The following is a 24,616-nucleotide window of genomic DNA, read 5'->3' on the forward strand; positions in this document are numbered from 1 at the left end:
ATGCGCAAGCTTGCTGCAATCGGTGCTGCCGCCACGGTTCTGGCGCTGCCCGCAATCGCTTGGGCACAGGACGGAGCAGAGGATGTTGCCGATACAGGAGATACCGCTTGGATCCTGATTTCAGCCGCGCTGGTACTGATGATGACCATGCCCGGGCTTGCCTTGTTCTATGGCGGCCTGGTTCGGGCCAAGAACTTCCTGTCTGTACTCGTACAGGTCGGCGCAGTTGCTGCAGCAGCATCGTTGCTTTGGATCGTCGCTGGTTATTCGGTTGCCTTCGGGACCGGAGGCAACGGGTGGTATGGCGGATTTGGCAACTTGATGCTCAACAACCTGGGCAACGTTCGCGCGGGATACACCGTTCCGGAAAGCGCTTACGCCCTTTTTCAAATGACATTTGCAGCGATTACACCTGCGCTGATGGTCGGCGCATGGGTTGACCGCGCCCGGTTTGGCTGGACCGTTGCCTTCACCGCGCTGTGGGTCCTGGTGGTGTATAGCCCCGTGGCCCACTGGATTTGGGGCGGCGGGTGGTTGTCATCTGCAATCGGAACGCTGGACTTTGCCGGCGGCATTGTGGTCCACACAACTGCTGGCGTTTCGGCGCTGGTCGCCGCGCTTCTGGTGGGCAAGCGCAACGGTTTTCCCAAGACCATGATGCTGCCTCACGCACCATCGCTGACGATGGCCGGGGCTGCACTGCTGTGGGTAGGATGGTTCGGCTTTAACGGGGGATCGGCACTTGCGGCCAACGATGACGCGGCCAGTGCAATAATAAACACTCATGTTGCCGCATGCATGGCGGCCCTGGTGTGGCTGCTGATCGAACGATTTACAGTGGGCAAGCCGACCAGCGTCGGCTTTGCTACCGGCGCTGTTGCGGGCTTGGCCACGGTTACCCCGGCAGCCGGGTTCATTTCGCCGGGCGCCGCGTTTGTGTTCGGCGCGCTTGCGGCTCTAATCTGCTATCCGATGATTCAGATTGTCAAAAAGCGCCTGAGGATCGACGATTCCCTTGACGTGTTCGCTGTTCATGGCGTTGGCGGGATAACCGGATCCTTGCTGCTCGGCGTATTTCTTTCCGATGCCCTTGGCGGAACCGGCTACGCCGATGGCAAGACCATGATCAGTCAGATTGCGGCCCAGGCTGTTGGCGTCGGGGTGGTTGCAATCTGGTCGGCAGTTGCAACGGCAGTTTTGGCTGTTGCCGTATCTTTGCTGTTCCCGATGCGGGTCAGCGAGGATGATGAACGGGAGGGCCTGGACCTGGCCAGCCACGGCGAACGGGCGTGGGAGCTCGATTGAACGCGCGCAGATTATCACGCGCCATCTGTCGCTGATCAATCTCCGGTCAGAATCCGGTCGACAAGCTGCTTCACCGTTGGCGTAAAGTTGTTGGAATAGAACGGATCTTGTTTGAAGCGGTATGCCGCGTGGCCGGCGAAAGCCAGGTTATCGTCGGGGTCGCCGCCGTGAGCGATGTCCTGCAGCGTCTTCTGGATACAAAAGCTGCGCGGGTCGGCCAAACGCCCGGTGGTGTTGTCGTCATGGTCCTTCCAGCTCGAAAACTGGCAGTGCGAAAGACATCCCATGCAGCCTTGCTGATCGGCACGGATTCGTTCAGCGCTTTCCGCCGTCACGAAAACGACTGTATCGTCCGGCGTCTTGAGTGCTTCGGTAAAGCCCTCGTGGATCCAGGCGAGCGCCTTGCGTTGGTCGCCCGGATGGACCCAGAAATACTTGGCTTTTCCGTGATCGGATAGAGGGACAGTGCCTTCTTCCTCATCGCGTTTGAAAATGGGGATCTGGCGTTCTGAACGGTGAATAAGATCGTAAAGGAAGGGCGTCTTGACCGCGCTGGAATAAAAACCGGTCGGGCTGAACTGATGTAACAGGACGTCGCCTGGCTCAACAGTGCGGAGCATTTCCTTCCAAACTTGTGGGATCGGGCTTTCCTGCGTTAGCAACGGACGAGTTCCGAACTGGAACATGATCGAGCCCAATTCAGGGTTGTCGATCCAGTGGTCCCATTCGCGCAGGCACCAGACCCCGCCCGCCATGACAATCGCGGTTTCTTCCGATACTCCTTCGGCGCGCATAGTTTCGCGCAGCGCCTTGACGCGGGGATAAGGATCTTCCGGCGTGCGAGGGTCTTCGGCATTCGACAGGCCGTTGTGGCCGCCGGCAAGCCATGGATCTTCGTATACGACAGCTGCCATCAGCTGCGGGACCTTGGAATAGCTGCGCTTCCACAGTGCGCGAAAAGCGCGTGCGGAACTGACAATCGGCAAATAGTGAACATTATGACGCTGGGCTATTTCGGCCAACTTATACGGCATTCCCGCGCCGCAAGTAACGCCGGTGATCATGCCCGGGCAGTTTTCCAGCACGCCTTCTAGCACCTGCTGGGCGCCGCCCATTTCCCACAAAACGTTGATATTGATCGCGCCTTTGCCGGCGGCGATTTCGTGGGCGCGCTTTACCTGCTCAGTCGCGCCATCGATGGCATAGCGCACCAGTTGTTCGAATCGTTCCTTGCGGGTTGCTTGCGGAAAGATCTGCGGGATCGGGTTACCGTCCACGTCATAGCTGTCGGCATTGACGGCACTTACGGTGCCGATGCCGCCAGCAGCCGCCCAGGCGCCCGACGACATATGGTTGGTCGCAGAAACACCCTTTCCGCCTTCAACGAGCGGCCAAACTTCGCGCCCACCGTAAAGGATGGGCTTCAGCCCCTTGAAAATTGCGGCCCCAGTCATCGCGTCCCAGTCTTTCCCTTGGCCGCGCTGCACGGCTTTATATCTTTGGCATTCGGCCGCGGTCCGTTTGCTTCGAACTGCGCGTAATAGCCCTTGAGTTCGGGCTTACGGACAAATTCCACCAAGCGGAACCCCACCGCGTTGAATTCGCAGAACAGCAGCGCCGGCGGCATTCCGTGCTGATCGGTTGCTCGGTCGGCATCAACCACAATCACCTGCCCGTGCGGTCCCAGTGCCGGGCGCATATGCCACAGAAAAGCATAGGGTTCGGCTACTTCATGATACATGTGGACCATAAAAATGCGGTCGAAACTGTTATCTGGCAGCCGCGGGTTTTCGGGCGCGCCAACCTTTATGGATACGTTGTCCAGCCGTTCACGCACGATCCGCTGGCCCAGTCGCTGCATAGCTTCGCCGTCGATATCCTGTGCAAGCACCCGTCCCTTGGATCCGACGCGTTCCGCCAGGCGGACGGTGTAGTACCCTTCACCCGCACCGATATCGGCAACGGTCGTGCCCTCGTTGATGGCAGCCAGATCCATGACGACCTTGGCCTCACCCAAATTGTCGCGCTGGTCTTCGCTGCTGAACTCGGTCGAAATAACCTTAGACACCGCCCGATCGGCGAGAGGAAATCCGCGTGCCCCTTCGGCGCGCGACATATCGGGATCGGCGCGGTTGCACGCAGCCAGCGCCAGCAGCAAAGCCGATGCAGCCACGCGACCAGTCAATCGACGTCCTCCACCGCTATCTTCTCACCAGTTACGCGCTGCGCCAATGCGGCAGCCATAAAGGGATCAAGCGCACCGTCGAGCACGTCCGAGGGGGTCGGGCTGGTCACACCTGTGCGCAAGTCCTTGACCATCTGGTAGGGTTGTAAAACATAAGACCGGATCTGATGCCCCCAGCCAATATCACTCTTTGCAGCATGTTCCGCGCTGGCGGCTTCCTCGCGCTTGCGCATTTCCTCTTCGTAAAGCCGCGACTTGAGCATCCCCATTGCGATATCGCGGTTCTTGTGCTGGCTGCGGTCTTGCTGGCTGGCGGCAACAATGCCTGAGGGGATGTGCGTAATCCGCACCGCCGAATCGGTGGTATTGACGTGCTGTCCGCCCGCGCCCGACGCCCGGTAGGTATCAATTTTAAGGTCAGAGGGGTTGATCTCAATCTCAAAGCTGTCGTCGATTACCGGGAACACCCATACCGACGAAAAACTCGTGTGGCGACGAGCCGAGCTGTCGTAGGGCGATATGCGCACCAGACGGTGCACGCCGCTTTCGGTCTTGGCATAGCCGTAGGCGTTCTCGCCTTTGACCTGGATAGTAGCAGATTTGATTCCAGCCTGCTCGCCCGACTGGTATTCGATCACATCGACTTTGAAGCCACGCTGTTCGGCCCAGCGGCTGTACATCCGCAGCAGCATTTCAGCCCAGTCCTGGCTTTCGGTGCCGCCGGCCCCGGCATGGATTTCAATGAAGGTGTCATTGCTATCCGCTTCGCCGCCTAGCAGCGCCTGGACCTTGTCGGCATCGGCGCGATCGGCCAACGCGGCCAACGCGGCAACGCCTTCATCGATGGTGGCGTCATCGTCTTCCATCTCGCCCAGCTCGATGAACTCAACCGCGTCTGCCATCTGCGCTGAAATGTCGTTGACCGTGTTCACCGCGGCTTCCAGCCGCCGGCGCTCCTTCATGACGGCTTCCGCTTCTTTGGGATTGTCCCAAAGCTTGGGATCCTCGACCCGGGCGTTCAGCTCGTCGAGCCGGCGCAGCGCACGGTCCCAATCCAGAAACTTGCGCACGAGGGCCAAGGCTGCCCCGATCCGATCTATATGAGCCTGCCCTTCGGCACGCATGACACGAAAACTCCGTCACTCGCGCCCGCATAACCGGGCGACATTCCATTCGCGCCCCGCTTAGCGCACGGTTTCGGATTGTAAAGGCGGCGCGCCTCAGCGCGCCGGTTTGGCAGACAGAGCCTTGACCGCGGCCAGCGTCATACGGACGTGATCGCGAAAGTTCATGTCAGTAAAGACCAGCTTGATCCTGCCATCGCGACCGATCACATAACTGGTCCGGCTAGTCATGCCGGCGGGTGCGCCATTTCCTTTCAGCGCCACGTCATAGGCAGCGACGATAGCCGGGCTAGCAACCCCGACGGCAAACTTGTCGCGGCACGCCTCTTTCGAAAACTTCTGCTGGGTGGCCAGATCATCTGCGGAAAGGCCTATTACCGTTGCCCCGGCGCTGCGAAACTCATCCGTTGCCTCAGCAAATGCGTGCGCTTCCAGTGTGCAGCCTTGCGTAAAGCTTTTGGGGTAGAAGTAGAGCACTACCGGCCCTTTGCGTAGTGCTGCCTTGAGGTTGAAGGCAAAAGGCTTGCCAGCCAAGGCACCTTGGGTCGTAAAGCCGGGAGCCTTGGCTCCGTTGGGCAAGTCAGCCTGCACAGCACCGGCGAGACCAAGGGCAGCAGCAGCCGCAGCGAAATGCATTAAGTATCTGATCATTGGCAGAAGCTGCGATATGGCGCGCGACTTGTCCAGTTTATTGCGTGCCAACTACCTCTTCGGGAACGACAGTGGGCAAAGCATCAGGCTCATTTTGCGCCGCAGGTGCAGAAGAAGCGGAAGACCGCGCCGGCACCCTGTTGGCACCGCGGCGCAGCGCTGCAAGCAGGGCGTCACGCTGCTTGGCGAGATCTTCGAACCCGTTGCTTCGTTTTGCCTCGGCGTCGGCTTTGAACGCTTCCCAGATCACGCCGGATTTAGGATCCTTTGTCACGACACCTTCGAAGACGCGCTTGCCGCTGACCCGATCAACCTTGACCATGTGAACGTCAGGCGGCGCGACAAACGGGCGGCTGTCCCAGCGATTCCGGGTCTCCTGAATAAATTGCTTGAATATGGGTGCGGCAAAAGTCCCGCCCTGAACGTAGCCACCCAGCGAGCGCGGCTGATCGAACCCGATGTAAACGGCGCCGACAATATTCTGCGCGCCGCCCGCGAACCAGACGTTGGTCGGACCGGTCGTTGTTCCGGTTTTGCCAAACAGCGGCATGTTGAGGTCCCGCAGCGCTACGCCGGTGCCGCGCGTGATCACGCCTTCAAGCATGTGAACCACCTGATACGCGGTGCGCGGATCCATCACTTGCTTGCCGCGGTTGGCAAGCCGCGGCATCGGTTTTCCGTCCCACTGCTTCATATTGCATTTGTCGCAGCGGCGCGTATCGGCCCGCCAGATCACCTTACCATTGCGGTCCTGCACGAAATCAATGGTGGATGCGGGATATTGCACGCCGTTGTTGGCCAACGCCGCATAGGCATTGGACATTTGCAATACCGTCGTCTCACCTGCGCCCAGCGCAAACGAAAGGTAGGGCTGATATTTCCCGATACCGACCCGTTCGATCTGCTTGACGACATTTTCCATTCCGGCATCGTTCGCGATACGGACCGTCATCAGGTTTCGCGACTGCTCCAAACCCCAGCGCATGGTATGGGTTCCGCTGCCTCCGCCACCGCCGAAATTGCGGAAACACTTCTGTCCTAGTGACGCCCCTTGCCACACGCAAAATTGTCCGTCGACGACTTCGCTGGCAGGTGTCATCCCAAAGTCCAGACCAGTTGCATAGACGAAGGGTTTGATTGTCGAGCCTGGCTGGCGTTCAGCCTGAGTGGCACGATTGAAGCTGTCGAGGCCGGCATCGAAACCGCCCTGCATCGCCAGAACGCGCCCGGAGCGCGGATCGACCACCGCCATGCCCCCTGAAACGGTCGGGATCGTGCGGACCGCCCAGCTGCTGCCCGAAGGTGCAACGGCAATAATGTCACCGGCCTTCAGTGAATCAGGCACGCCGACCAATGGTGCGGTCTTTCCGTCAACAAAGCCAATCGTTGCCTGCGGGCCACGCCGTGTCAGGACCAGACCCGTCCGCCAATTCTGGTAAGTAATCGACTTGTTAGCCGTTGCCAGTTGGCCCTGCCAGGTATCCGTGTCGAGAGTGATGTGCATGATGGGGGCTGTCCAACCGCGACCGCCTTGATAACGCAACAGGCCAGCACGCAGCGCTGTCTGCGCGCCCTTTTGCAATTCCGTATCAAGCGAGGTGCGCACCCATAAGCCGCCCGCGTAGACGCTATTGGGTCCGTCCTCCGCCTTTTCGCCGTATTTATCGATCAGACGGCGACGCACCTCTTCGACAAAATAGCCCGCAGAAGGGTCATAGGCCTCAATCCGGCGGGGGATGATCTCCAGTGGCTGGGCTTTGGCCTGTTGCGCCTCAGCCGATGCCACGGCGCCGTTCTTGACCATCTGATCAAGGACCCAATTCCGGCGTATGACCGCTTCTTCGACATGGCTTGCGCGACCATATTTTTCCGGCGCCTTGGGCAGGATTGCCAGGAACGCACTTTCAGCAAGTGAAAGATCGCCGACATCCTTGCCGAAATAAGCCCTTGCGGCTGCCTGAACCCCGAAACTTTGCCTGCCCAGCGGTATTTCATTCAGGTAAAGTTCCAGGATTTGCTGCTTGTTGAGCACACCCTCGATCCGGCGCGCAACGATCATTTCCTTTAATTTGCGGGTTATCGAATATTCATTGCCGATCAGAATGTTTTTGGCGACCTGTTGGGTTATTGTCGATCCGCCGCGGGCGCGCTGATCAGACCCGAACTTCGTGATATAATCAAACACAGCGCCGACCAGGCCCGTGTAGTCCACCCCGCCATGCGACCAAAAGGTCTTGTCCTCTGCTGACAAGTACGCATTGATCAATGGCCTTGGAAAATCCACAAAGCGCAATTGCACGCGCCGTTCACGCGCATAACTGTAAACAATCTTGCCATCGATACCGCGCACCATGGTGGGCAACGGTGGTTGATAGGTCAGCAAACTTTCAGCCGAAGGCAAATTGCGGGTCACTGCAATCCACAGGACGACATTCAGAGCCAGAAAGGCCCCAAAAAGATAGCCAACGATGCGAAAGCCTCGGCTGGCACGCCATCGCCGCGCGAACCAGTCCCCCATATCGCTGCGTTCGATGCGCTCGCCAAGCGGAGCAAGCCCGGAGCGGATCCGGGAAAGAAGTCCACCAGCCTCGCGCCGGATGCGCAGGTGGATCGATTCAGGCTCAGGGCTTTCGGGCATAGGAACGGGGTCTTAGCATGGCCGATGCACGATTTGCCAGAGGCTAGGCAGCATGGCGCGGCAGCAGCTGTATCGCTTGTATCGCGTCAATATTGCAGGCCCGGAATGGTGTCTTTGCCAGATGGCCCCTGGCGCGCGAAATAAACTTGCAGGCCGCGCGCGGTTACCTCGGCAAAGGTTTTCTGGCCTTCGACAGAAGACAGCCGCGCAGCGTCGCTGACGTTGCTGATGTAACCAGTTTCAAACAACACCGATGGTACATCGGGAGCCTTGAGCACAACAAACGCAGCCGCCTGCTCGGATCGCTCACGAAAGGGAATGCGATCCTTTCCTTCGCGCAGCAGAAGATCGGCGAATTGCGCGGCTTTTTCCAGCGACTCACGCTGCGACAGGTCGACCAGGATCGAGCTTACGGTGTTCGTCTGCTTGCCCAGGTCCACGCCGTTGATGACATCGGCGGCGTTTTCGCGCGCGGCGATGCGGTTGGCCGCCTCGCTCGTTCCCTTATCTGAAAGCGTGTAGACGGATGCCCCGCTTGCTTTGGTATTTGTACCGGTGCTGTCAGCGTGGATCGATATGAACATGTCTGCACCCAGCCTGCGGGCAATATCAGACCGTTCACCCAACACCAAGAAGCGATCGTCGGCGCGCGTCAGGGCTACACGAATGCCCCCCCGTTTGAGCAATTCGTCGCGCAGCGCCTTGGCCAAGGCCAGGGTCAATTCCTTTTCACGCAGATTGCCCGCGCCCGCGCCCGGGTCTTTGCCGCCGTGACCGGCGTCGATCACCACAAGCGGTCGGCTGCTGTCTTGCGGCCCTTCGACCGGCGGCAGTCCAACCACGCCTTCAGCAGGTGGCAGATTTACATCCACGACATAGTCAAAACCGCGCCCCGGCGCGCCGAACAACCGATCTACAGCGATCATCGCCCCGAAAACGGCAAGTGGAATAACAAACAGCAACAGCAACATGATCGGACGGCGCATGGTGACGGCTTAAGGAATCCCGCATTGCCGCGCAATCACCTTGGCATCTGCCAAGCTGCTTGCCGCGCTTGCGAAGCTTTGCTAGGCAACCGGCTGCCGGGCAGACCTGTCCCGATCTCCGTGCTGCAAACCGCGCAATTCCAGTGCGATGTGGCTTTTCGGATCGGCACGGAAACCGGCGGGGGAAACCGGCACTGTTTGGCCGGGATCAGTCAGGTTGATGCCGTAATGAAAAGCCTTTCGCCGTTCTGTCCGTCGCAGCCCGCAAGGGTGCGGGCGGCTGGAATGGCTGGTTGTGCGCGCACTACGTCGCCGCGCCTTTTCGCTGCTGCAGACACGCAATACGCCGCTGGATTGCATTCGCGATCCGGCACTTCACTTGCTACCGCCCGTTGCACCGCACCGGGCGGAGTTCCCGCTTTAAGCCGCGCCACCACCAGGGCCGCCCGCAATGGGCCGGCGCTCGATTGGCGCGCATGGAGAATTTACGATGACAACGCGCATGCTTATCGATGCGCGCCACCCGGAAGAAACCCGGGTGGCGGTGCTCAAAGGCAACCGGATTGACGAGTTTGATTTTGAATCTGCCGAACACAAGCAGATCAAAGGCAATATCTATTTAGCCAAGGTTACCAGGGTCGAACCGTCTCTGCAGGCGGCATTCGTCGACTTTGGTGGTAACCGGCACGGATTTCTGGCGTTCAGCGAAATCCACCCGGACTATTACCAAATCCCCAAAGAGGATCGCGAGGCCCTACTTGCCGAGGAAGCAGCTCACGCCGAGGAAGAAGCAGCCTTGCGCGCGATTGCCGAGGGCGAAGAAGACTTTGTTGGTGATGACGAACTGGGCGAAAGCCTCGCCGATGACCTGGCCGGAACCAGCCACGGCCATCACGATGACGATCATGGCGGTCTGACAGAAGTCGACACGGACGAAAAAGACGAAGTTGCCACAATCGAGGATGGTCACGTCGAGACCGCCTTTGATCACGACGGAGAAGATTCCGGCGAACACGAAGGTAATGGCGACGCTGAAAGTGATGGGGGCCGTGGGCGCACGCGTGGGCGCCGCCGCCAGGGTGGCAACGGCAATCGCGGCCACGCCAAGGAAGCTGACGAGTTACGCGCGAAGCGTATGGCGCTTCGCCGCCGCTACAAGATTCAGGATGTGATCCAGCGCCGCCAAGTATTGCTGGTTCAGGTCGTCAAAGAAGAGCGCGGCAACAAAGGCGCGGCCCTGACTACGTATCTCAGTCTGGCAGGGCGGTATTGCGTACTTATGCCAAATTCGAGCCATGGTGGCGGGATTAGTCGCAAAATCAGTTCAGCAGCAGACCGCAAGCGGCTCAAGACAATCATTGCAGAACTCGATTTGCCAAAGTCGATGGGGTGTATTGTCCGCACCGCGGGGCTGCAACGAACCAAGACCGAAATTAAGCGCGACTTCGATTATCTGGCCCGGCTGTGGGACGGGATTCGTGAAACCACGCTGAAAAGTACGGCGCCAGCGCTGATCCATTCTGACAGTGATCTTATTAAACGTGCGATCCGTGATATCTACAATCGCGAGATTGAAGACGTTGTTGTGGAAGGCGAGCACGGTTACCGCGCTGCGCGTGATTTCATGAAGTTGCTCATGCCCAGCCACGCCAAGCGGGTGAAACAATACGCTGATCCGGTGCCGCTATTCCAGCGCTACGGTGCCGAAGACCAATTGACTGCGATGTATGATCCAGAAGTCCAGCTCAAAAGCGGGGGATACATCGTTATCAATCCGACGGAGGCGCTGGTTTCGATCGACATTAACTCCGGCCGCTCGACCAAGGAACACGGAATAGAGGCAACTGCGCTTAACACTAATCTTGAAGCGGCACGCGAAATTGCCCGCCAACTGCGCCTGCGCGACATGGCCGGACTGGTTGTCATCGACTTCATCGACATGGAGTACAACTCAAACGTCCGTAAGGTCGAAAAAGCGATGAAAGACGCGCTCAAAAATGACCGAGCCCGCATTCAGGTTGGCCGAATTTCAAGCTTTGGCCTGATGGAAATGAGCCGGCAGCGCCTGCGCACTGGTGTGCTTGAAGCTACTACCCGCGGATGCCCGCATTGCGACGGAACTGGACTGGTTCGCACCGCATCAAGTGCTGGTCTTTCGGCTTTGCGTTTGATTGAGGATGAAGCAGCAAAGGGCCGCGGCTCGGTCATCTCGCTGTTCGCAAGCACCGAAGCGGCTGTTTATTTACTCAATGCTAAGCGAGGAGACCTTGCTGAAATCGAGGAACGGTACGGCGTGCGTGTCGAAGTACTGCCCGAAGGTGAGAATGAAGGCGCAAAGATGCGCGTCGGATCGTCAGGCCCCCGACCTGAGTTCACACCAAAATTCGAAGCGATCGCCGTGGAAGAAGACGGTGAAGACATCATCGAGGACGAAGACGAGCTTGAAGATGACGACGATGATCGCAGCGGACGCAGTGACGACGGCGACAGCGACGGACAAGGAAAGCGCCGACGCAAGCGCCGCCGGCGCGGGGGCCAGCGAGACCGTGAACTCGGCGACGCTCGCGAACAGTCTGAATCGGCCGAACACGCAGACGACCGACTCGAACCTGAGGATGGCGAAGTCACTGCTGAAAGCATGCAAGATCATGGCGATGACGACGATGCACCGCGCAAGCGTCGTCGCCGTGGTCGCCGCCGGCGGGGTGGCCGGGGCCGCGGCGATGGCGAGAACGAAGGCCAGGCTGAAGGACACACAGGAAGCGATGATGGTGACGCTGGTAAAAGCGGGACCAAACAGCCCGAGATGGATTTCGTTGACAGTGCTGGATCGGTTGACGCTGTTTCTGACGAAGTCGTGGTGAAGCCCAAACGCCCTCGTCGCAAAAAACCGGGCGATGATTTGGTTTCAGACGATGCAGCGCCTCTCGCCGGAGCGGTAAGCGAAGCTGCTGCCGATGATGCTCCAACCAAGCCAAAGCGTACGCGTAAAAAGAAGGTCGAGATAGAAGCCGAGGCCGATGTGCCAGCAGAAGCGGTGATCGCTAAGGAGGCACCAGCAAAGCCAAAACGGACGCGTGCGAAGAAGGCTCTGACGGAAACTGATGAAGTTGCAGCAGTGCTAACCGAACCCACGTCAGCGTCCGCCCCGCAAACCGTCGACGTTGGAGCGGATGACGACGGCAAGCCGCGCCGCGGTTGGTGGCAGCGCACTTTCGGCGAGTAATAAGAACCTGTGACTAGCGACGCCCCCGTCCCGCCAATTGATCGCCCTGCGCATCACCGGCTAGGCGGGGGTTTTCGCAATCCTCCCGGTAGCCCTAAACAAAAAGCAAAACTCCAGGATTTTATAAAGTTTTTATTGGTCGATATGCGGCGGGCCACGCTGCCGCCGATACCAGCGGACATAGCTACACAGCGACCGCTTAATCTAGCCGAACTTCCCGACAACCACGTTGCTTGGCTGGGCCACGCCTGCTTTGCCATTAAAATAGCCGGCAACCTTGTCCTCACCGACCCTTATCTTAGCCGCACTGCTGGACCGTTTGGCTTTGGCCCCCAGCGCTTTTTACATCCAGCAGTTCGTTCCGCCGATCTGCCACGATTCGACGCCATAGTTATAAGTCACAACCACTATGACCACCTCGATAGCAAGGCGCTCCGCGCTTATCGATGGCGCAATGAAACACCGATGATTTGTCCGCTTGGCAACGGCGCACTGCTTAGTCGCTTAGGTTTTACAGAGGTCCACGAACTTGATTGGTGGCAAAACTGGTCACAAGCCGGGCTAACCATCGGCGCATTGCCCGCTGTCCATTTTTCCGGACGCGGCCTCCTTGATCGCAACCGTTCCTTATGGGCAAGCGTGTCGATCGCCGCTGGAGAGCGGCGGATCTGGTTTGGCGGTGATACTGCTGCCGGAGCCGTGTTCGATGAAATCGGTGATCGTGCCGGTCCCTTCGATCTAGCCTTAGTCGGAATCGGAGCCTACGAGCCACGCATTATAATGGAGGCCAGCCACGCTACGCCCGAGGAAGCGATTACAATAGCCCGGCAGATTCGCGCTCGGCACGCGGTCGGCATGCACTGGGGCTCAATAATGCTGACTCCTGAAAACCCTTTCGAAGCCCCGGCCAGGTTTCGCAAAGCTGCACTCGAACAGCAATACGGTGCAAGCAACGCCTGGATTTTGCAGGTCGGTGAGGCCCGTGGTTTTTGATTACTGATGCGGTCCCAGTACGTAGTAAATAGGTTTGTTTCGCGGCGATCTCTAGCCTAAGCGTGGCGCGACATGGATGACGTTGTTGAACAGACTAGCGCATTGGATGGCCTAACTGACAAGCAGAAGGAAGTCTTGGCGCTGGTTGCAGACGGAATGACCAGCAAGGAAATTGCCCGCAAGCTGTACATTTCAGAATCGGCTGTGAATCAACGCATCGAGGTCGTTCGGCAACGGCTTGGAGGGATGCCTCGAACCCATATCGCTCGACTTTACCGGCGGATGAATACAGTCGTTCTAACCGTCCCATCCAGTAATTCGGTTACAGGTAATTCAATCCAGCTTATGTCCGAGGGGTATGACGGGCAGCTATCAGAGCCGAAGGGTTCCCAGGTTTCTATCACGCCGTCGCAGGCGCAGAGCCAAGTCGGGTCGCACCCCTTCATCGAGGTTTTCACAAACCTTGCCAGCGCCTTGGACGGACCGTCCGGGCGCTGGATTCGTATTTGCATTCTAACCGGGTCGTTATTCCTCCTCGTGGCAACTATCGCGTTGCTGCTTGATATAGTTGCGGGCATCAGGGACTTGTTGCAATCCTTTCGGTTTTAGGCACTCGGACGAGTTCATCCACGTTGCCCTTTCGTGAACTCCGTGCCAATTAACCCCTCAACGACTTGCTCCCGAGCGCTGGATCGCTAGAGAGAGCGTCGAGGCGGCCCTCGCCGCGCAGTGACAGGGATCGACATGGCGACCTTTACTCTTCCCGCTAATAGCAAGATCAACGGCAAGGCCCGTCACAATGCAGCGGCTACTCAAGGCCGGGTGAAAAAGTTCAAAGTCTATCGCTATGACCCCGATTCTGGCGAAAACCCACGCTATGACACTTTCGACATAGACCTTGATACCTGCGGGCCGATGGTACTGGATGCACTGATTTTGATGAAATCGCAGCAGGATCCGACGCTCACTTTCCGCCGGTCTTGCCGCGAAGGGATCTGTGGGTCCTGCGCAATGAACATGAACGGACGTAACGGGTTGGCCTGCACTACCGCAATCGAAGATCTGCATGGCGACGTTAAGATCACCCCGCTGCCCCACATGGATGTCATTAAGGACCTTGTGCCGGACTTTACGCACTTTTACGCTCAGTATGCCTCTATTAGGCCATGGTTACAGACAGTCAGTACCACACCATCGGGGAAGGAAAGGCTACAAAGCCCCGAACAGCGCGAAAAGCTCGATGGACTATATGAGTGCATCCTTTGTGCCTGCTGCTCTACAGCATGCCCCAGCTACTGGTGGAATGGTGACAAATTCTTGGGTCCGGCGATCCTACTCCAAGCTTATCGCTGGCTTGCCGACAGCCGCGACGAGATGACTGGTGAGCGATTGGACGAGTTAGAGGATCCCTTTCGGCTTTACCGCTGCCACACGATAATGAATTGCGCCAACGTGTGCCCCAAAGGGCTGAGCCCAGCGCGCGCAATTGCCGAAATCAAGAAAATGCAGGCAGAACGGCACGTCTAAGTGAGCGACGACCGCGGCTTTCGTAGCGAGCCCGATCCGGAAAATCCGGGCTGGCTTACGTGGCATCTGAACGATCCTACGCGCTTTAACAGCTGGATGTTCCCCAAGTTGCTTGTCCGCGCCGATCCCGATGGAAAGGCTCGGCTGCGGATGTTCCCGGAACGCCGTCACACCAATCTGGCTGATAACATTCACGGCGCCGCAGTGCTTGCGTTGGTCGACATCGCGCTTTTTGCCTGTTCGCGCATGCTGGGAATCATTGAAGCGGGTACAGCCGTTACGCTAGACTTGTCAGTTCAATTTATCGGCGCGGGCAAACCAGGAGAGCCGTGCGACGCGGTGACAGAACTGCTTAAAGAAACGCGCCGCCTCGTATTCCTGCGTGGTGTCGTAGAACAGGGCGATGGAAGCTTGATTGCCGCATTCTCTGGAACCATACGGAAGCCTACAGCGCCGCGATGAGGATTATTGACGCTTACAATGCGCTGGTTTCGGCAAAGGAGCTGCACGCCGATGCTGAGCAGAAGGTTTCAGCAGAACGGCTAACGGCGCTTCAGGTCCAACTTGAAAATCCAGTCGAAAAAAGCTTTGTCGCTCGTCTAATTAAACGAAATGATGTTGCTCCGCGTGGCGTTTACCTCTGGGGAGGAGTTGGACGTGGAAAATCAATGCTGATGGACCTTTTTCATCAAAATCTTGCCATCAGCGAAAAACGCCGGGTACACTTTCACGCCTTCATGTTGGGCGTGCACCAATCGATGCGCAAATGGCGCGATATCGATCCCGGCGATCCAATTCCGAAAGTCGCTGCCGAGCTTGCAAGCAAAGTGCGTTGTCTTGCTTTCGACGAATTGGTCGTGAACAACTCTGCCGACGCCATGATCATGAGCCGGCTTTTCACCGCACTAATCCGCGATGAAGGCGTTGCTTTGGTATCTACGTCCAATCGGGAACCGTCGGAACTCTACAAAAATGGGCTTAACAGGGAACATTTTCTGCCATTTATTGCGCTTATTGAACGTGAGTTGGACGTGCTGCCGCTTAACGGTCCGGTTGATTATCGAATGCAGCGATTGGCCGGCATTGACGTTTGGCACACCCCGTTGGGTGACGCGGCGACAGCTGAAGTACGCGAAGCCTTCTTTCGGCTAACCGACTATCCACCCGAGGATAGCGTTCACGTGCCCTCCGCAGATCTCGAACTGGGCGGCGAGCGCCAACTCCATGTCCCTAAAAGCCTAAAGGGAGTTGCCGTATTCAGCTTTCGCAAGCTTTGCGGCGAGGCTCGCGGCGCTGCAGATTATCTGGCCGTTGCGCAAACCTATCATACAGTTATCCTCGTCGGGATACCATATATGGGCCCTGAAAATCGAAACGAGGCCGCACGCTTCGTCACACTCATTGACGCGCTCTACGAGAACAAAGTGAAATTGTTCGTCACTGCCGCAGCTGACCCTGAAGACCTGTACATTGCAGGAGACGGGCATTTCGAGTTTAATCGCACTGTAAGTCGACTGAACGAAATGCAGAGCGCCAAATACCTAGCCGCTGGCCATGGTGTGGATTGAGCGGCCTACAGGGTCAACCGCGCCGAAAACCGAATGTCACGTCCGGCCAAAGGTGCATAGTCTTTGGCGAAAGAGGCGTGCCGCCGGGCGGCAACGTTTAAGATGTTATTTGCGCTCACCAAAAGGCTAAGTGGCCGGTCACGTCCCCAAGGGCGCCACCCGATCTCGCAATTGACCATCGTGTATGCAGGGGTGGGTGTTTCAAAACGGGCTATGCGCTTCTGCGCAATTGAATGCTCAATCTCACCTCTCAAATCCATATGCGATGAGAACAAATAGAGCCCCCCCTGCATCCGCAAAGGTGGAATGCGCGGGGCGGCGCCAGCGCCGGCAATTGTTGCGTGGACATAGTCGGCCATTCCCTCGGCTTCTAGCGTCCAGCGGTCGACACGAAACACGGTGGCTTTGGCTTCGACTTCGAAACCATAAAGGCGCGCATCAGCCTGGCTGATCTGGAAAACAGGCAAACCATCAATGACAGCTCCCATCCCTTGCTCGTAGATAAAATTGCCAAACCAACTGTGGAAGGCGCTCAGCTCGAAGCTGTAGCCAGGCGCCTTGCCGCGAAAGATGGCCTCTAGGCTCCAGGCACTTTCCTTGCCCAATAGCGTATCGCCGATTTCATATGAAGCTGTTCCGGCATGGGGACCGCTAGCGAACAATTCCTCCGCCGCCGGTGCACGTTCGGTTCGCGAAAGGTTTACACCTAGTCGCCATTCCGGTGCGAATTCGTAGGATGTTCCAAAAGCTCCAGACCATGCATCGAAAGTACGATCCCCTATAAAAAACTGGGTTTGGTCCTGATAAGGTGCAGCGCTTATCAGCGCATGCTCCCAGCGCGCACCACTTTCGAACCGCAACGCGCCAATATCGATTTGCTGCTTTGAAAATAGACCAAATTGGGATGTCGAATTGCGTGGTAGAAAGGCCTCATCCCCTTGCACATCGAAATCGCGGCGGACAAATTGTATTCCACTTATCCCGCTCCACGCTCCAGACTTCGCCTGGCGCAGCTCAAGCCTTCCCTCCATGCCCTTATTGAAAAACGTCGTTGCCACGGCGCCGTCGGGCTCTAGTTCGGCATGGACATAATTGGCGTAACCGAATCGGAATGCGATCAGCTCTACGGGTCCGCTATTCGGCTTGATCTCGGCCCGCGCATCAACGCGGTTCTGATGTTGTTGCAGCCGAGGCGCTTCTTCACTTTGCCCTGGCCGTGTCGCCAAACGAATGGGCACGCCGTATAAGCTGTCAAATTGGCTGTACGCCACACCCAGACTGCCGCCATCGTTGATGTAGGCAAGCCCTCCAGCTGCAGTCCATGTTCGCGCAGCAGTATTTCGCAAGACGCCCTGAGCAGCAGCGTTGCCTGCAAAATCGGCGACACTATTGGCCGGAGCCAGAAGTAAACTCGATGCTATGGCCTCGAGGCGCAACGCAGGAGCAAGCGCAAAGCCTGCTATGCGTACGTCACGTGATTTCAAGTAACTGCCGTCGAAATGCGCGACGAATCCATCTCCCAAGTTGATGTCAGCAGCCGCCGAAGCATTCCGTTCTTGAGCCGCTGTGGCATAACCCGCAAGCGCCGACAGGTGCACCACTTCATCCGGGATTGCGTTGGGAATTCGCCCGTCCACCACGTTTACGACGCCGCCGGTTGCCGAGGAACCAAATAGAAGCGCCTGTGGGCCACGCAGGACTTCGATCCGTTCGGCCAGCAACGGATTAATAACCGGAGCATGATCTGCCGAGGTGTTCGACACGTCTATCGAACCAATGCCATTGGTGAGCAAGCGTACCCGTTCGCCCTGTAATCCACGAAGCACGGGGCGTGAAGCCGTCGGCCCGAACGATGTCGAACTAATCCCCGGAACATGCGAAAGTGTATCCCCAATCGATGGACGCAGCACTGCTGTCAGTTCCTGCCCGGTCAAAACCGCGACCGAAGAAAGACTGTCGATTCGTTCCGTCCGCAGCAGTGCGGTTACAACGATCTCGTCAGACTTATTGTGATAGGTGTCTTGCGCCGACGAATGATCGATCGTCCCAGTGTCGCGTGTCGCCCCATCCTGATGGTCCTGCGCTTTGGCGCCTGAAGCGATAACAACCAGCCAGGCGGCCAGTAGGCAACGATGTGACAAATTATGTTTGAACACTGGACTGCCCGTGATGACCAAGAAGCGTCTGCGCTCACTAATCGGTCATTCGCGATGTTACAACATCACTTAATCGGTGATACGGCGGTCTATCTTTTAAGTTAACCGCTTTGCCGCTAATTTTGCGCCCAACCGCCTACGCGGTAGGTTCGACGCGTCAGCAAACCACGGGTCAAGCTGCCGCAGAAACCGGCCCGTTGGTCCGAACTTGGGCTGCAGCAAGTCGCTCCATCAGCTTGAGGTCCTGATCGCGCAACTTGAGTGCTGCGTCTGCCCAGAAATCGACGATGTCACGCAATTCAGCAAGCGTGATGTCATCTGCTCGCTTGCTGGCCCGGCGTGCGCCAACCAGCCCGGCATGCCGCCGCTCAGACCGCGCCATGAAACTGCGGACTGCAACCTCGCCTTCACCAGGCTCCGCCAGAACATGGACAATGCCCATGTCGTATAGCTGTTCTGCGGTGAAATTCGTATCATTCATGATCACCCGGTCAGCCATCGCCGATCCGAGCTTACGAGACAGAAACGCGTGGGCACCCATGCCGGGGAACAGTCCAAACTTTACCTCTGGCAATCCGAACGTCGCCCCTCGTTCTGCGACGATATAATCAAACGACAGCAACGCTTCAAAGCCGCCGCCCAACGCTTGGCCCTGTACCAGCCCGATAGTAAGGATTGGCAAGTCGAGCGAATGCAAATTGCGGTTCAGGATTTCGACGCAACGATAGCCATAGGCAGCCAATCCGTCGCGGTTTTCGTCACGGATGAGTGACGCAAAAAGTTCGAGGTCGCCGCCAAAACAGAAAACGCTCGGCGCGCGGCTGCCCAGAACGAGATAACGTAGCGGCACACGGTCTGGACCGAAGTGCGACCCGATCAGCCGCTGCCAGTTGACAAAGTCGCCCAACATCGGCGGTGTAAAACTGGGCCTTCCGACCGGGCACATATATGTCCACAGCGCTTGAGAGGTGTCATCATACAGCACGTCAAGCTGATCGAGCCGAAAGAGTTCGTCCGGCACAGCCAACCGAATATGCGATTGAACCAACAATTCATCGGAATTATGGTTGATCGCAGATGCGCCGCCTGACAGGTTGTCGACGGCTTGTTCACGCCTACCAAGATCGCTCGTAAGTCGATCCATACGCCCCTCTTCTTTTGCGACCTAAGTAATGCGGTGGGGTCTTTTAAGCGCCCCAATTCTTGCAAGCTATGCTAGGCAGACGGCTCTTGGCAAAGGATAATTTGTTTAATAGGTAACTCCGAGTCCCATTTCTGGTCATTCACTGCGCCATTTAAGCAACAGGGTAGCCGACCCTAGGGCTACGACCGCCACTGCTAGCATTGGCATGATTTGACGGAACACCATCGCTGCGGGCATCGCCTTCAGGAAAAGTCCGTGGCAAATCACGAGCATGTGGCTCAGCGGATCGACCCGGGAGATTGGTTGAAGCCATGGAGCCATTGAATCGACCGGACTGGCGTAACCGGAAAGCAGCATCATCGGCACAATTACCAAGAAACCGCCAAGAAATGCTTGCTGCTGGTTTTGGGCAAGTGTCGAGACACACAATCCGATTGCGGTTACAGAAAGGCTGAAACTCGCGATCGCTAAAAGCATCAATAGCAACGAACCATTGAATGGAACGTTCGACGCCAGTGGAATAATAACGACATAAAGTCCGCCATTGAATAGGCCTACGGTGAACGCTGGGGCGCATTTTCCGGCAAGAATTTCCCAATGCCGCATCGGCATCGCCATTAGCTGATCCCAGGTCCCCGCTTCGCGTTCGCGGGCAATGGCCTGAACCGAAACGGATAGGACTACCACCGTGGTGATCAGCGTGATCATTCCCGGAAGCGTAAACCACCGATATTCGAGGTTGGGGTTGAACCAATGCCGAGCCGTCACCTGCGGAGCTGTAATGATATCTTCTGGGCGCAAGAGTGTCCCAGTTTGGTTAGCGACCTCTCCCATGTAACCAGCCACGATCTGCGCTGCGTTCACGCGCCGACCATCAAGCAAAAGGCCAACTTGCGCTCGATCTCCGCGTGCAACGCGCGCCGAGAGATCTGCCGGAATGATAAGACCAGCGATCACTTCGCGCTGCTCGATAGCGTCAGACAGTGCTCGCTCTGTGGCGTAGGGCCGAATTGAGCGTACGTTCCTAAGCGCAGCGCTTGACGCCAGAAAACGTTCGGACGCAGCGCCGCTATCGCGGTTGACCAATCCAATGTCGATATTTGTCACCTCGAGCGTCGTTGCAAAACCGAACAAGATCAGCTGGATGATTGGTGAAATGACGAGCGTTGTCAGCACGCGCCGATCGAGCAAAACAACGCGGAGTTCCTTCAAGGCCATAGCAGCGATACGGACCAAGGCTCCGGTCATGCGATCCGCCGCTTGATTGCGCGGGTGACGCGAAAAAAGAAGAAAGCCCCAAATCCCATGAGGACCGCAATGTTAGGCAGGAATATCCGCCAGACATCGCCAACCAGGAAAACACTTTGCAGTGAAGGAATTAAATATCGGGCTGGAACGATATAAGTCAGCCACTGGATCGCACGTGGCATCGAATCGATTTCAAACAAAAAACCCGACAACAACAAGGAAGGCAGAAACCCGGATAGCAGAGCGAACTGCGTTGAAACAAATTGATTCTTAGTCCCCGCCGAAATCAACAACCCCTGACCTAGCACCGCGGCCAGAAACGCCGAAGCGATTAATACCAAAGCGATGATCGAGCCACGAAACGGCAGCCCGTAGCCAAAAACCGCAACCAGAACGCAAATTCCCGTCGAGCCTAGACCGAGCACGTAATATGGAATCAACTTTGACAGAACGAGAGAAGGGATTGTGATAGGCGTCGATAACAGCCCTTCCATCGTGCCACGTTCATATTCGCGCGCCATGATCAGTGCGGTGAGGAGGCTGCCAATCATCGCCATGACGATCCCTATCGCACCTGGAACCAGCATGAAGCGGCTCTGCAAACCGGGATTGTAAGTATAACGCGTGACAATTTCGAGCACAGGAGGCGCGGCTTTGCCGCCTTCCGCAGCACGCGCTGCAGCCCAATCTCGCAATGCGCCGCGCATGTGCCCGGTCAGAAAGGTGGCTATGTTAACTTGCGCACCATCGGTGACAAGTTGCACGTCGCGCGGCTGCCCTCGGATCAGCGCTTGGCCAAAGCCATCTGGGATAACGGCGATCCCACGCAGCGAGCCATCCTTGAGACCGTCCTCTAAATGCCCTAAAGCTGGACCCTCGATGACTGAAAAGCTTTTGTTGTGACGCAAGACCTGAACCAGTTCTCGCGAAGCAGCGCTATGATCCTGGTCAACCACGCCAAGCCGCGATCCCTTGACGTCAAGGCTGACAGCATTCCCAAACAATATCATAAGGATTAGGGGCATCAGGACGACCAATCCGAAAGTTGAAGGATCAAGCCAGACCTGCGCCCATTCCTTCGCGCGAATAGCTCGAGCACGGCGGCCAGCAGAGTGATCGTCCGCACTCATGCCGCTTCGCTTTCGCCTTTGCCCTGCGCTTCGATCAGAGTGATGAAAGCCTCTTCCAAGGTTGGATCTGATTTGCCAATTACGGCACGCTTCAAATCGTCAGGTGTTCCACTGGCAATTGCCTCTGACCGATTGATCAGCAGCAAGCGGTCGCAATTCTCCGCTTCGTCCATGAAATGCGTAGTGACAAGAACTGCTGTGCCGCGCGCAGCAATTGCGTTGATGTGGTGCCAAAACTCACGCCGGATGAGCGGATCAACCCCCGACGTTGGTTCATCAAGGAACAGCACTGGCGGTGTATGTAGTACGGCTGCGCCCAGCGCGAGGCGCTGCTTGATGCCTAGAGGCAGTAGCCCGGCCATCTGCGCTGTGAATGAACTTAGATCGAGCGCATTGACCACGCGGTCAATCGCATCGCGTGCTTTATTGCCAATCAAACCGTATGCTCCCGCGACAAAGCGAAGATTGGCGAGTACCGATAGGTCGCCATAAAGCGAGAACTTCTGTGGCATATATCCCATTGCTTCACGGGCTTGCGCGCGTGCGCTGCTAAGCTCTCGCCCTGCCACAGTCCCGCGCCCGCTGCTTGGCGAAAGCAACCCGCATAGCATTCGGAAGGTAGTCGATTTTCCGGCACCATTCGGGCCGAGCAGTCCGAAAATCTCTCCTGGAAAAACAGTAAATGTGATATCCCGTGCTGCGGTAAACGCTCCATAGCGTCGGGTGAGCTGAAGCGCTGCAATTGCCGGCCGGTCAGGCTGCGCTGCACGTAGCGGGAACGCAGCAGCAAGGGCGCTGGGCGCAAGCGGTAGCCCATCATCAAGCATTCTTGCGAATCCGTCTTCAGCTTCTGGCGTGATCGGTATCCAACCCTTGCCGGGCGGGGGAGAAGCCGAACGGCATACCGCACGAAGCGATTTGCCTGACATTGTCGCGCTGATTACTTCAGGCCTCTCAAGTGCTTCTTGCAAGAATGCACGACGGCTCGTTGGCGGCAGCGGGCGCGCAAAAGTATGTCCCCGCGCTTCCTCGGCCAGTCCTTCGGGGGGGCCGTTGTAGAGAATGTGGCCGCTATGCAACAAGATGACGTCGTCGCACTTGCCAGCATCGTCAAGAATACTGGTAGTCCAGACGATTGCGCTACCCGGACCTGCAAGTTCCAGAGCCAGATCCCAGATTTCACGCCGCGAAACGGGATCGACACCGACCGAAGGCTCATCGAGCAACATCAGTGGCGGTGCGGCGACCACCGCACAGGCCAACGCCAGCTTTTGCCGCATACCCCCAGACAGACGGTTGGCAGCACGGTCCGTAAATGGCGAAAGTCCGGTTGCGCGGTAAAGCATGTCCATGCGCTCAGGACTATCGCCCGGCTCAAGACCGCGCAGCCGGGCGTAAAGCTCAAGATTTTGGCGCACAGTCAGTTCGCCGTAAAGTGCCCCGCTTTGAGGCATATAGCCGACCAGGCTTCGGTCAAGATTAGCAACAGGGCGCCCCATGACCTCAACTTCGCCTCGGTCAGCCTCAACCAAACCCGCCAGAATGCGCATCAGCGTGGTCTTGCCTCCGGCATCCGGCCCGACCAAGCCGAGCGAACGCCCCGGCGCGAGGATCAGGTTTATTCCATTGAGCGCCTGGACATGAGGCGCGCCGCGCCGCGATCCTTTAAATCGCTTGGCGACGTCAGTTAGCCGGAGGAGCGGCGCCTCCGCCATCCGAAATCAGTTCCGACCCGGCGCGTCGGGCACAATCACAGTGACGGGTGCGCCCTGCCGCAGATCCCCGCCGGGATCCTGCACGGTCAGCCTGACTCGATATACCAGATCTGCACGAAGCTGTTCGGTCTGGACTGTCTTAGGTGTAAACTCTGCCACTGGAGAAATGAAGCCGATCGTCGCGGGCCATTGCCTGTTCGTCCCGTCGGTCCGGACCCTCACTGTCATGCCCGGCTTGATCCTGTGTAGATCCGGTTCGGCAACGTAAGCACGGATCCGTACAGGTTGGGTCAGGGCCACGGTAAGCACAGTCTGGCCAGCAGCCACTATCGCACCGGCTTCTCGAGCGCGCGTCAGAACCTGGCCGGGTTCAGGCGCACGAATTACCGCGTCACTGATATCAGTTTCAACTGATCTTCGTTCGGCCAGGATTGCCTGCCGATTCGCCTGGCTGGCAGCCTGATCTTCAACCCGGGTTCCGGCGAGTACCAGCGACAGCGCTGCATTGGATCGGGCAACTCGGGCTTGGGCATTGCGCAGAGCCGCATCGGCTGTTTGCACATCAGCCTTGCTGATGAACCCTTTATCTACCAGTGCCTGGCGCCGTTCGTACTGACGCTGTGCCTCGTTCAGTGAGGCCTCCGCTGCGGCAACTTCGGCCCGGGCCTCGCCTATCTCCTGTGGGCGCGAACCGTTGACATCCCGCGCTGCAGTCGCTGAAGCGGCAACAGCGCGAGCGTCCGCACCGGCCAGCTTATCCTGCAATGGCCGGGTATCAAGTTCTGCAAGGACCTGGCCGGGTGTTACCCGATCCCCTTCATCAACCAGGAGCCGTTCGATCCTTCCAGGAACACGAAATCCCAATTGCACTTCACGGATTTCGACATTGCCGTAAAGACGCAAAGCGCCGTCGACTTTCGCACCCCACAGGCCAAAGGCCCGTCCGCCCGACCAAACTGCAATAAGGATAACTGCCACGATAAGAACGGCAAGCAAACGTTTGCTTTTAGGCGATGAACT

Annotated in this window: 19 protein-coding genes; 7 read left to right on the forward strand and 12 right to left on the reverse strand. The window is 57.6% G+C overall.

What is annotated here, in order from left to right; translation table 11 throughout:
* Positions 1–1,305: an ammonium transporter gene (locus Q0L62_RS13625; RefSeq protein WP_296680907.1), complete on the forward strand. Its 1,305-nt coding sequence runs from the start codon at positions 1–3 to the stop codon at positions 1,303–1,305.
* Positions 1,306–1,340: 35 nt separating this feature from the next.
* Here Q0L62_RS13625 and Q0L62_RS13630 read toward each other — a convergent pair whose 3' ends face one another.
* The 6 genes from Q0L62_RS13630 to Q0L62_RS13655 form a co-directional block, all read right to left on the reverse strand.
* Positions 1,341–2,759 (reverse strand): nitronate monooxygenase, encoded by a 1,419-nt coding sequence (locus Q0L62_RS13630; protein ID WP_296680910.1) that lies wholly within the window; start codon positions 2,757–2,759, stop codon positions 1,341–1,343.
* Positions 2,756–3,421: a class I SAM-dependent methyltransferase gene (locus Q0L62_RS13635; RefSeq protein ID WP_296681089.1), complete on the reverse strand. Its 666-nt coding sequence runs from the start codon at positions 3,419–3,421 to the stop codon at positions 2,756–2,758. The genes Q0L62_RS13630 and Q0L62_RS13635 overlap by 4 nt, the downstream gene beginning before the upstream one ends.
* Before the next feature lie 65 nt (positions 3,422–3,486).
* Positions 3,487–4,614, reverse strand: coding sequence for a peptide chain release factor 2 (prfB, locus tag Q0L62_RS13640; protein WP_296680912.1), 1,128 nt, complete (start codon positions 4,612–4,614; stop codon positions 3,487–3,489).
* 96 nt (positions 4,615–4,710) lie between these two features.
* Positions 4,711–5,265, reverse strand: coding sequence for a peroxiredoxin (locus tag Q0L62_RS13645; RefSeq protein WP_296680915.1), 555 nt, complete (start codon positions 5,263–5,265; stop codon positions 4,711–4,713).
* Positions 5,266–5,302: 37 nt separating this feature from the next.
* Complete coding sequence (locus Q0L62_RS13650) at positions 5,303–7,903, reverse strand: transglycosylase domain-containing protein (RefSeq protein ID WP_296680918.1); 2,601 nt, start codon at positions 7,901–7,903, stop codon at positions 5,303–5,305.
* An 86-nt stretch (positions 7,904–7,989) separates the two neighbouring features.
* Positions 7,990–8,889 carry an N-acetylmuramoyl-L-alanine amidase gene (locus tag Q0L62_RS13655; RefSeq protein WP_296680923.1) on the reverse strand — a complete coding sequence of 300 codons (900 nt, stop codon included), beginning with the start codon at positions 8,887–8,889 and terminating at the stop codon, positions 7,990–7,992.
* A gap of 490 nt (positions 8,890–9,379) precedes the next feature.
* Here Q0L62_RS13655 and Q0L62_RS13660 point away from each other — a divergent pair, with 490 nt between their 5' ends.
* The 6 genes from Q0L62_RS13660 (at position 9,380) to zapE (ending at position 16,203) form a co-directional block, all read left to right on the forward strand.
* The gene (locus Q0L62_RS13660) at positions 9,380–12,115 is read left to right on the forward strand and encodes a ribonuclease E/G (protein WP_296680926.1); all 2,736 of its coding nucleotides are present in this window, start codon (positions 9,380–9,382) and stop codon (positions 12,113–12,115) included.
* Between the two features lie 144 nt (positions 12,116–12,259).
* Positions 12,260–13,108, forward strand: a complete 849-nt coding sequence (locus Q0L62_RS13665; RefSeq protein WP_296680929.1) for an MBL fold metallo-hydrolase — start codon at positions 12,260–12,262, stop codon at positions 13,106–13,108.
* A gap of 72 nt (positions 13,109–13,180) precedes the next feature.
* Positions 13,181–13,717 carry a helix-turn-helix transcriptional regulator gene (locus Q0L62_RS13670; protein ID WP_296680932.1) on the forward strand — a complete coding sequence of 179 codons (537 nt, stop codon included), beginning with the start codon at positions 13,181–13,183 and terminating at the stop codon, positions 13,715–13,717.
* Between the two features lie 135 nt (positions 13,718–13,852).
* The gene (locus Q0L62_RS13675) at positions 13,853–14,635 is read left to right on the forward strand and encodes a succinate dehydrogenase iron-sulfur subunit (protein ID WP_296680935.1); all 783 of its coding nucleotides are present in this window, start codon (positions 13,853–13,855) and stop codon (positions 14,633–14,635) included.
* A complete protein-coding gene (locus Q0L62_RS13680; protein ID WP_296680939.1) occupies positions 14,636–15,097 on the forward strand; it encodes a PaaI family thioesterase in 462 nt (153 codons plus the stop codon). It begins immediately after the preceding gene.
* Entirely contained in the window at positions 15,094–16,203 is a 1,110-nt protein-coding gene (gene zapE / locus Q0L62_RS13685) for a cell division protein ZapE (protein WP_296680942.1), read from the forward strand. Before Q0L62_RS13680 ends, zapE begins: the two co-directional genes overlap by 4 nt.
* A 5-nt stretch (positions 16,204–16,208) precedes the next feature.
* On the opposite strand, the gene Q0L62_RS13690 is transcribed toward zapE, so the two are convergent.
* From Q0L62_RS13690 to Q0L62_RS13715, 6 genes are all read right to left on the reverse strand, one after another.
* Positions 16,209–18,359 carry a TonB-dependent receptor gene (locus Q0L62_RS13690; protein WP_296680945.1) on the reverse strand — a complete coding sequence of 717 codons (2,151 nt, stop codon included), beginning with the start codon at positions 18,357–18,359 and terminating at the stop codon, positions 16,209–16,211.
* Positions 18,360–18,531: 172 nt separating this feature from the next.
* The gene (locus Q0L62_RS13695) at positions 18,532–19,503 is read right to left on the reverse strand and encodes a crotonase/enoyl-CoA hydratase family protein (RefSeq protein WP_296680947.1); all 972 of its coding nucleotides are present in this window, start codon (positions 19,501–19,503) and stop codon (positions 18,532–18,534) included.
* A gap of 135 nt (positions 19,504–19,638) precedes the next feature.
* On the reverse strand, positions 19,639–20,751 hold the full coding sequence (locus Q0L62_RS13700; protein WP_296680950.1) for an ABC transporter permease: 1,113 nt from the start codon (positions 20,749–20,751) through the stop codon (positions 19,639–19,641).
* On the reverse strand, positions 20,748–21,881 hold the full coding sequence (locus Q0L62_RS13705) for an ABC transporter permease (RefSeq protein WP_296680952.1): 1,134 nt from the start codon (positions 21,879–21,881) through the stop codon (positions 20,748–20,750). Before Q0L62_RS13705 ends, Q0L62_RS13700 begins: the two co-directional genes overlap by 4 nt.
* Entirely contained in the window at positions 21,878–23,596 is a 1,719-nt protein-coding gene (locus tag Q0L62_RS13710; protein ID WP_296680954.1) for an ATP-binding cassette domain-containing protein, read from the reverse strand. Before Q0L62_RS13710 ends, Q0L62_RS13705 begins: the two co-directional genes overlap by 4 nt.
* Positions 23,597–23,602: 6 nt before the next feature.
* Positions 23,603–24,574 (reverse strand): HlyD family efflux transporter periplasmic adaptor subunit, encoded by a 972-nt coding sequence (locus tag Q0L62_RS13715; RefSeq protein WP_296680957.1) that lies wholly within the window; start codon positions 24,572–24,574, stop codon positions 23,603–23,605.
* Positions 24,575–24,616: the final 42 nt, after the last annotated feature.

Origin of the sequence: Novosphingobium sp., assembly GCF_024642085.1 — a bacterium.
In the GTDB taxonomy this organism is placed as follows: Bacteria; Pseudomonadota; Alphaproteobacteria; order Sphingomonadales; family Sphingomonadaceae; genus Novosphingobium.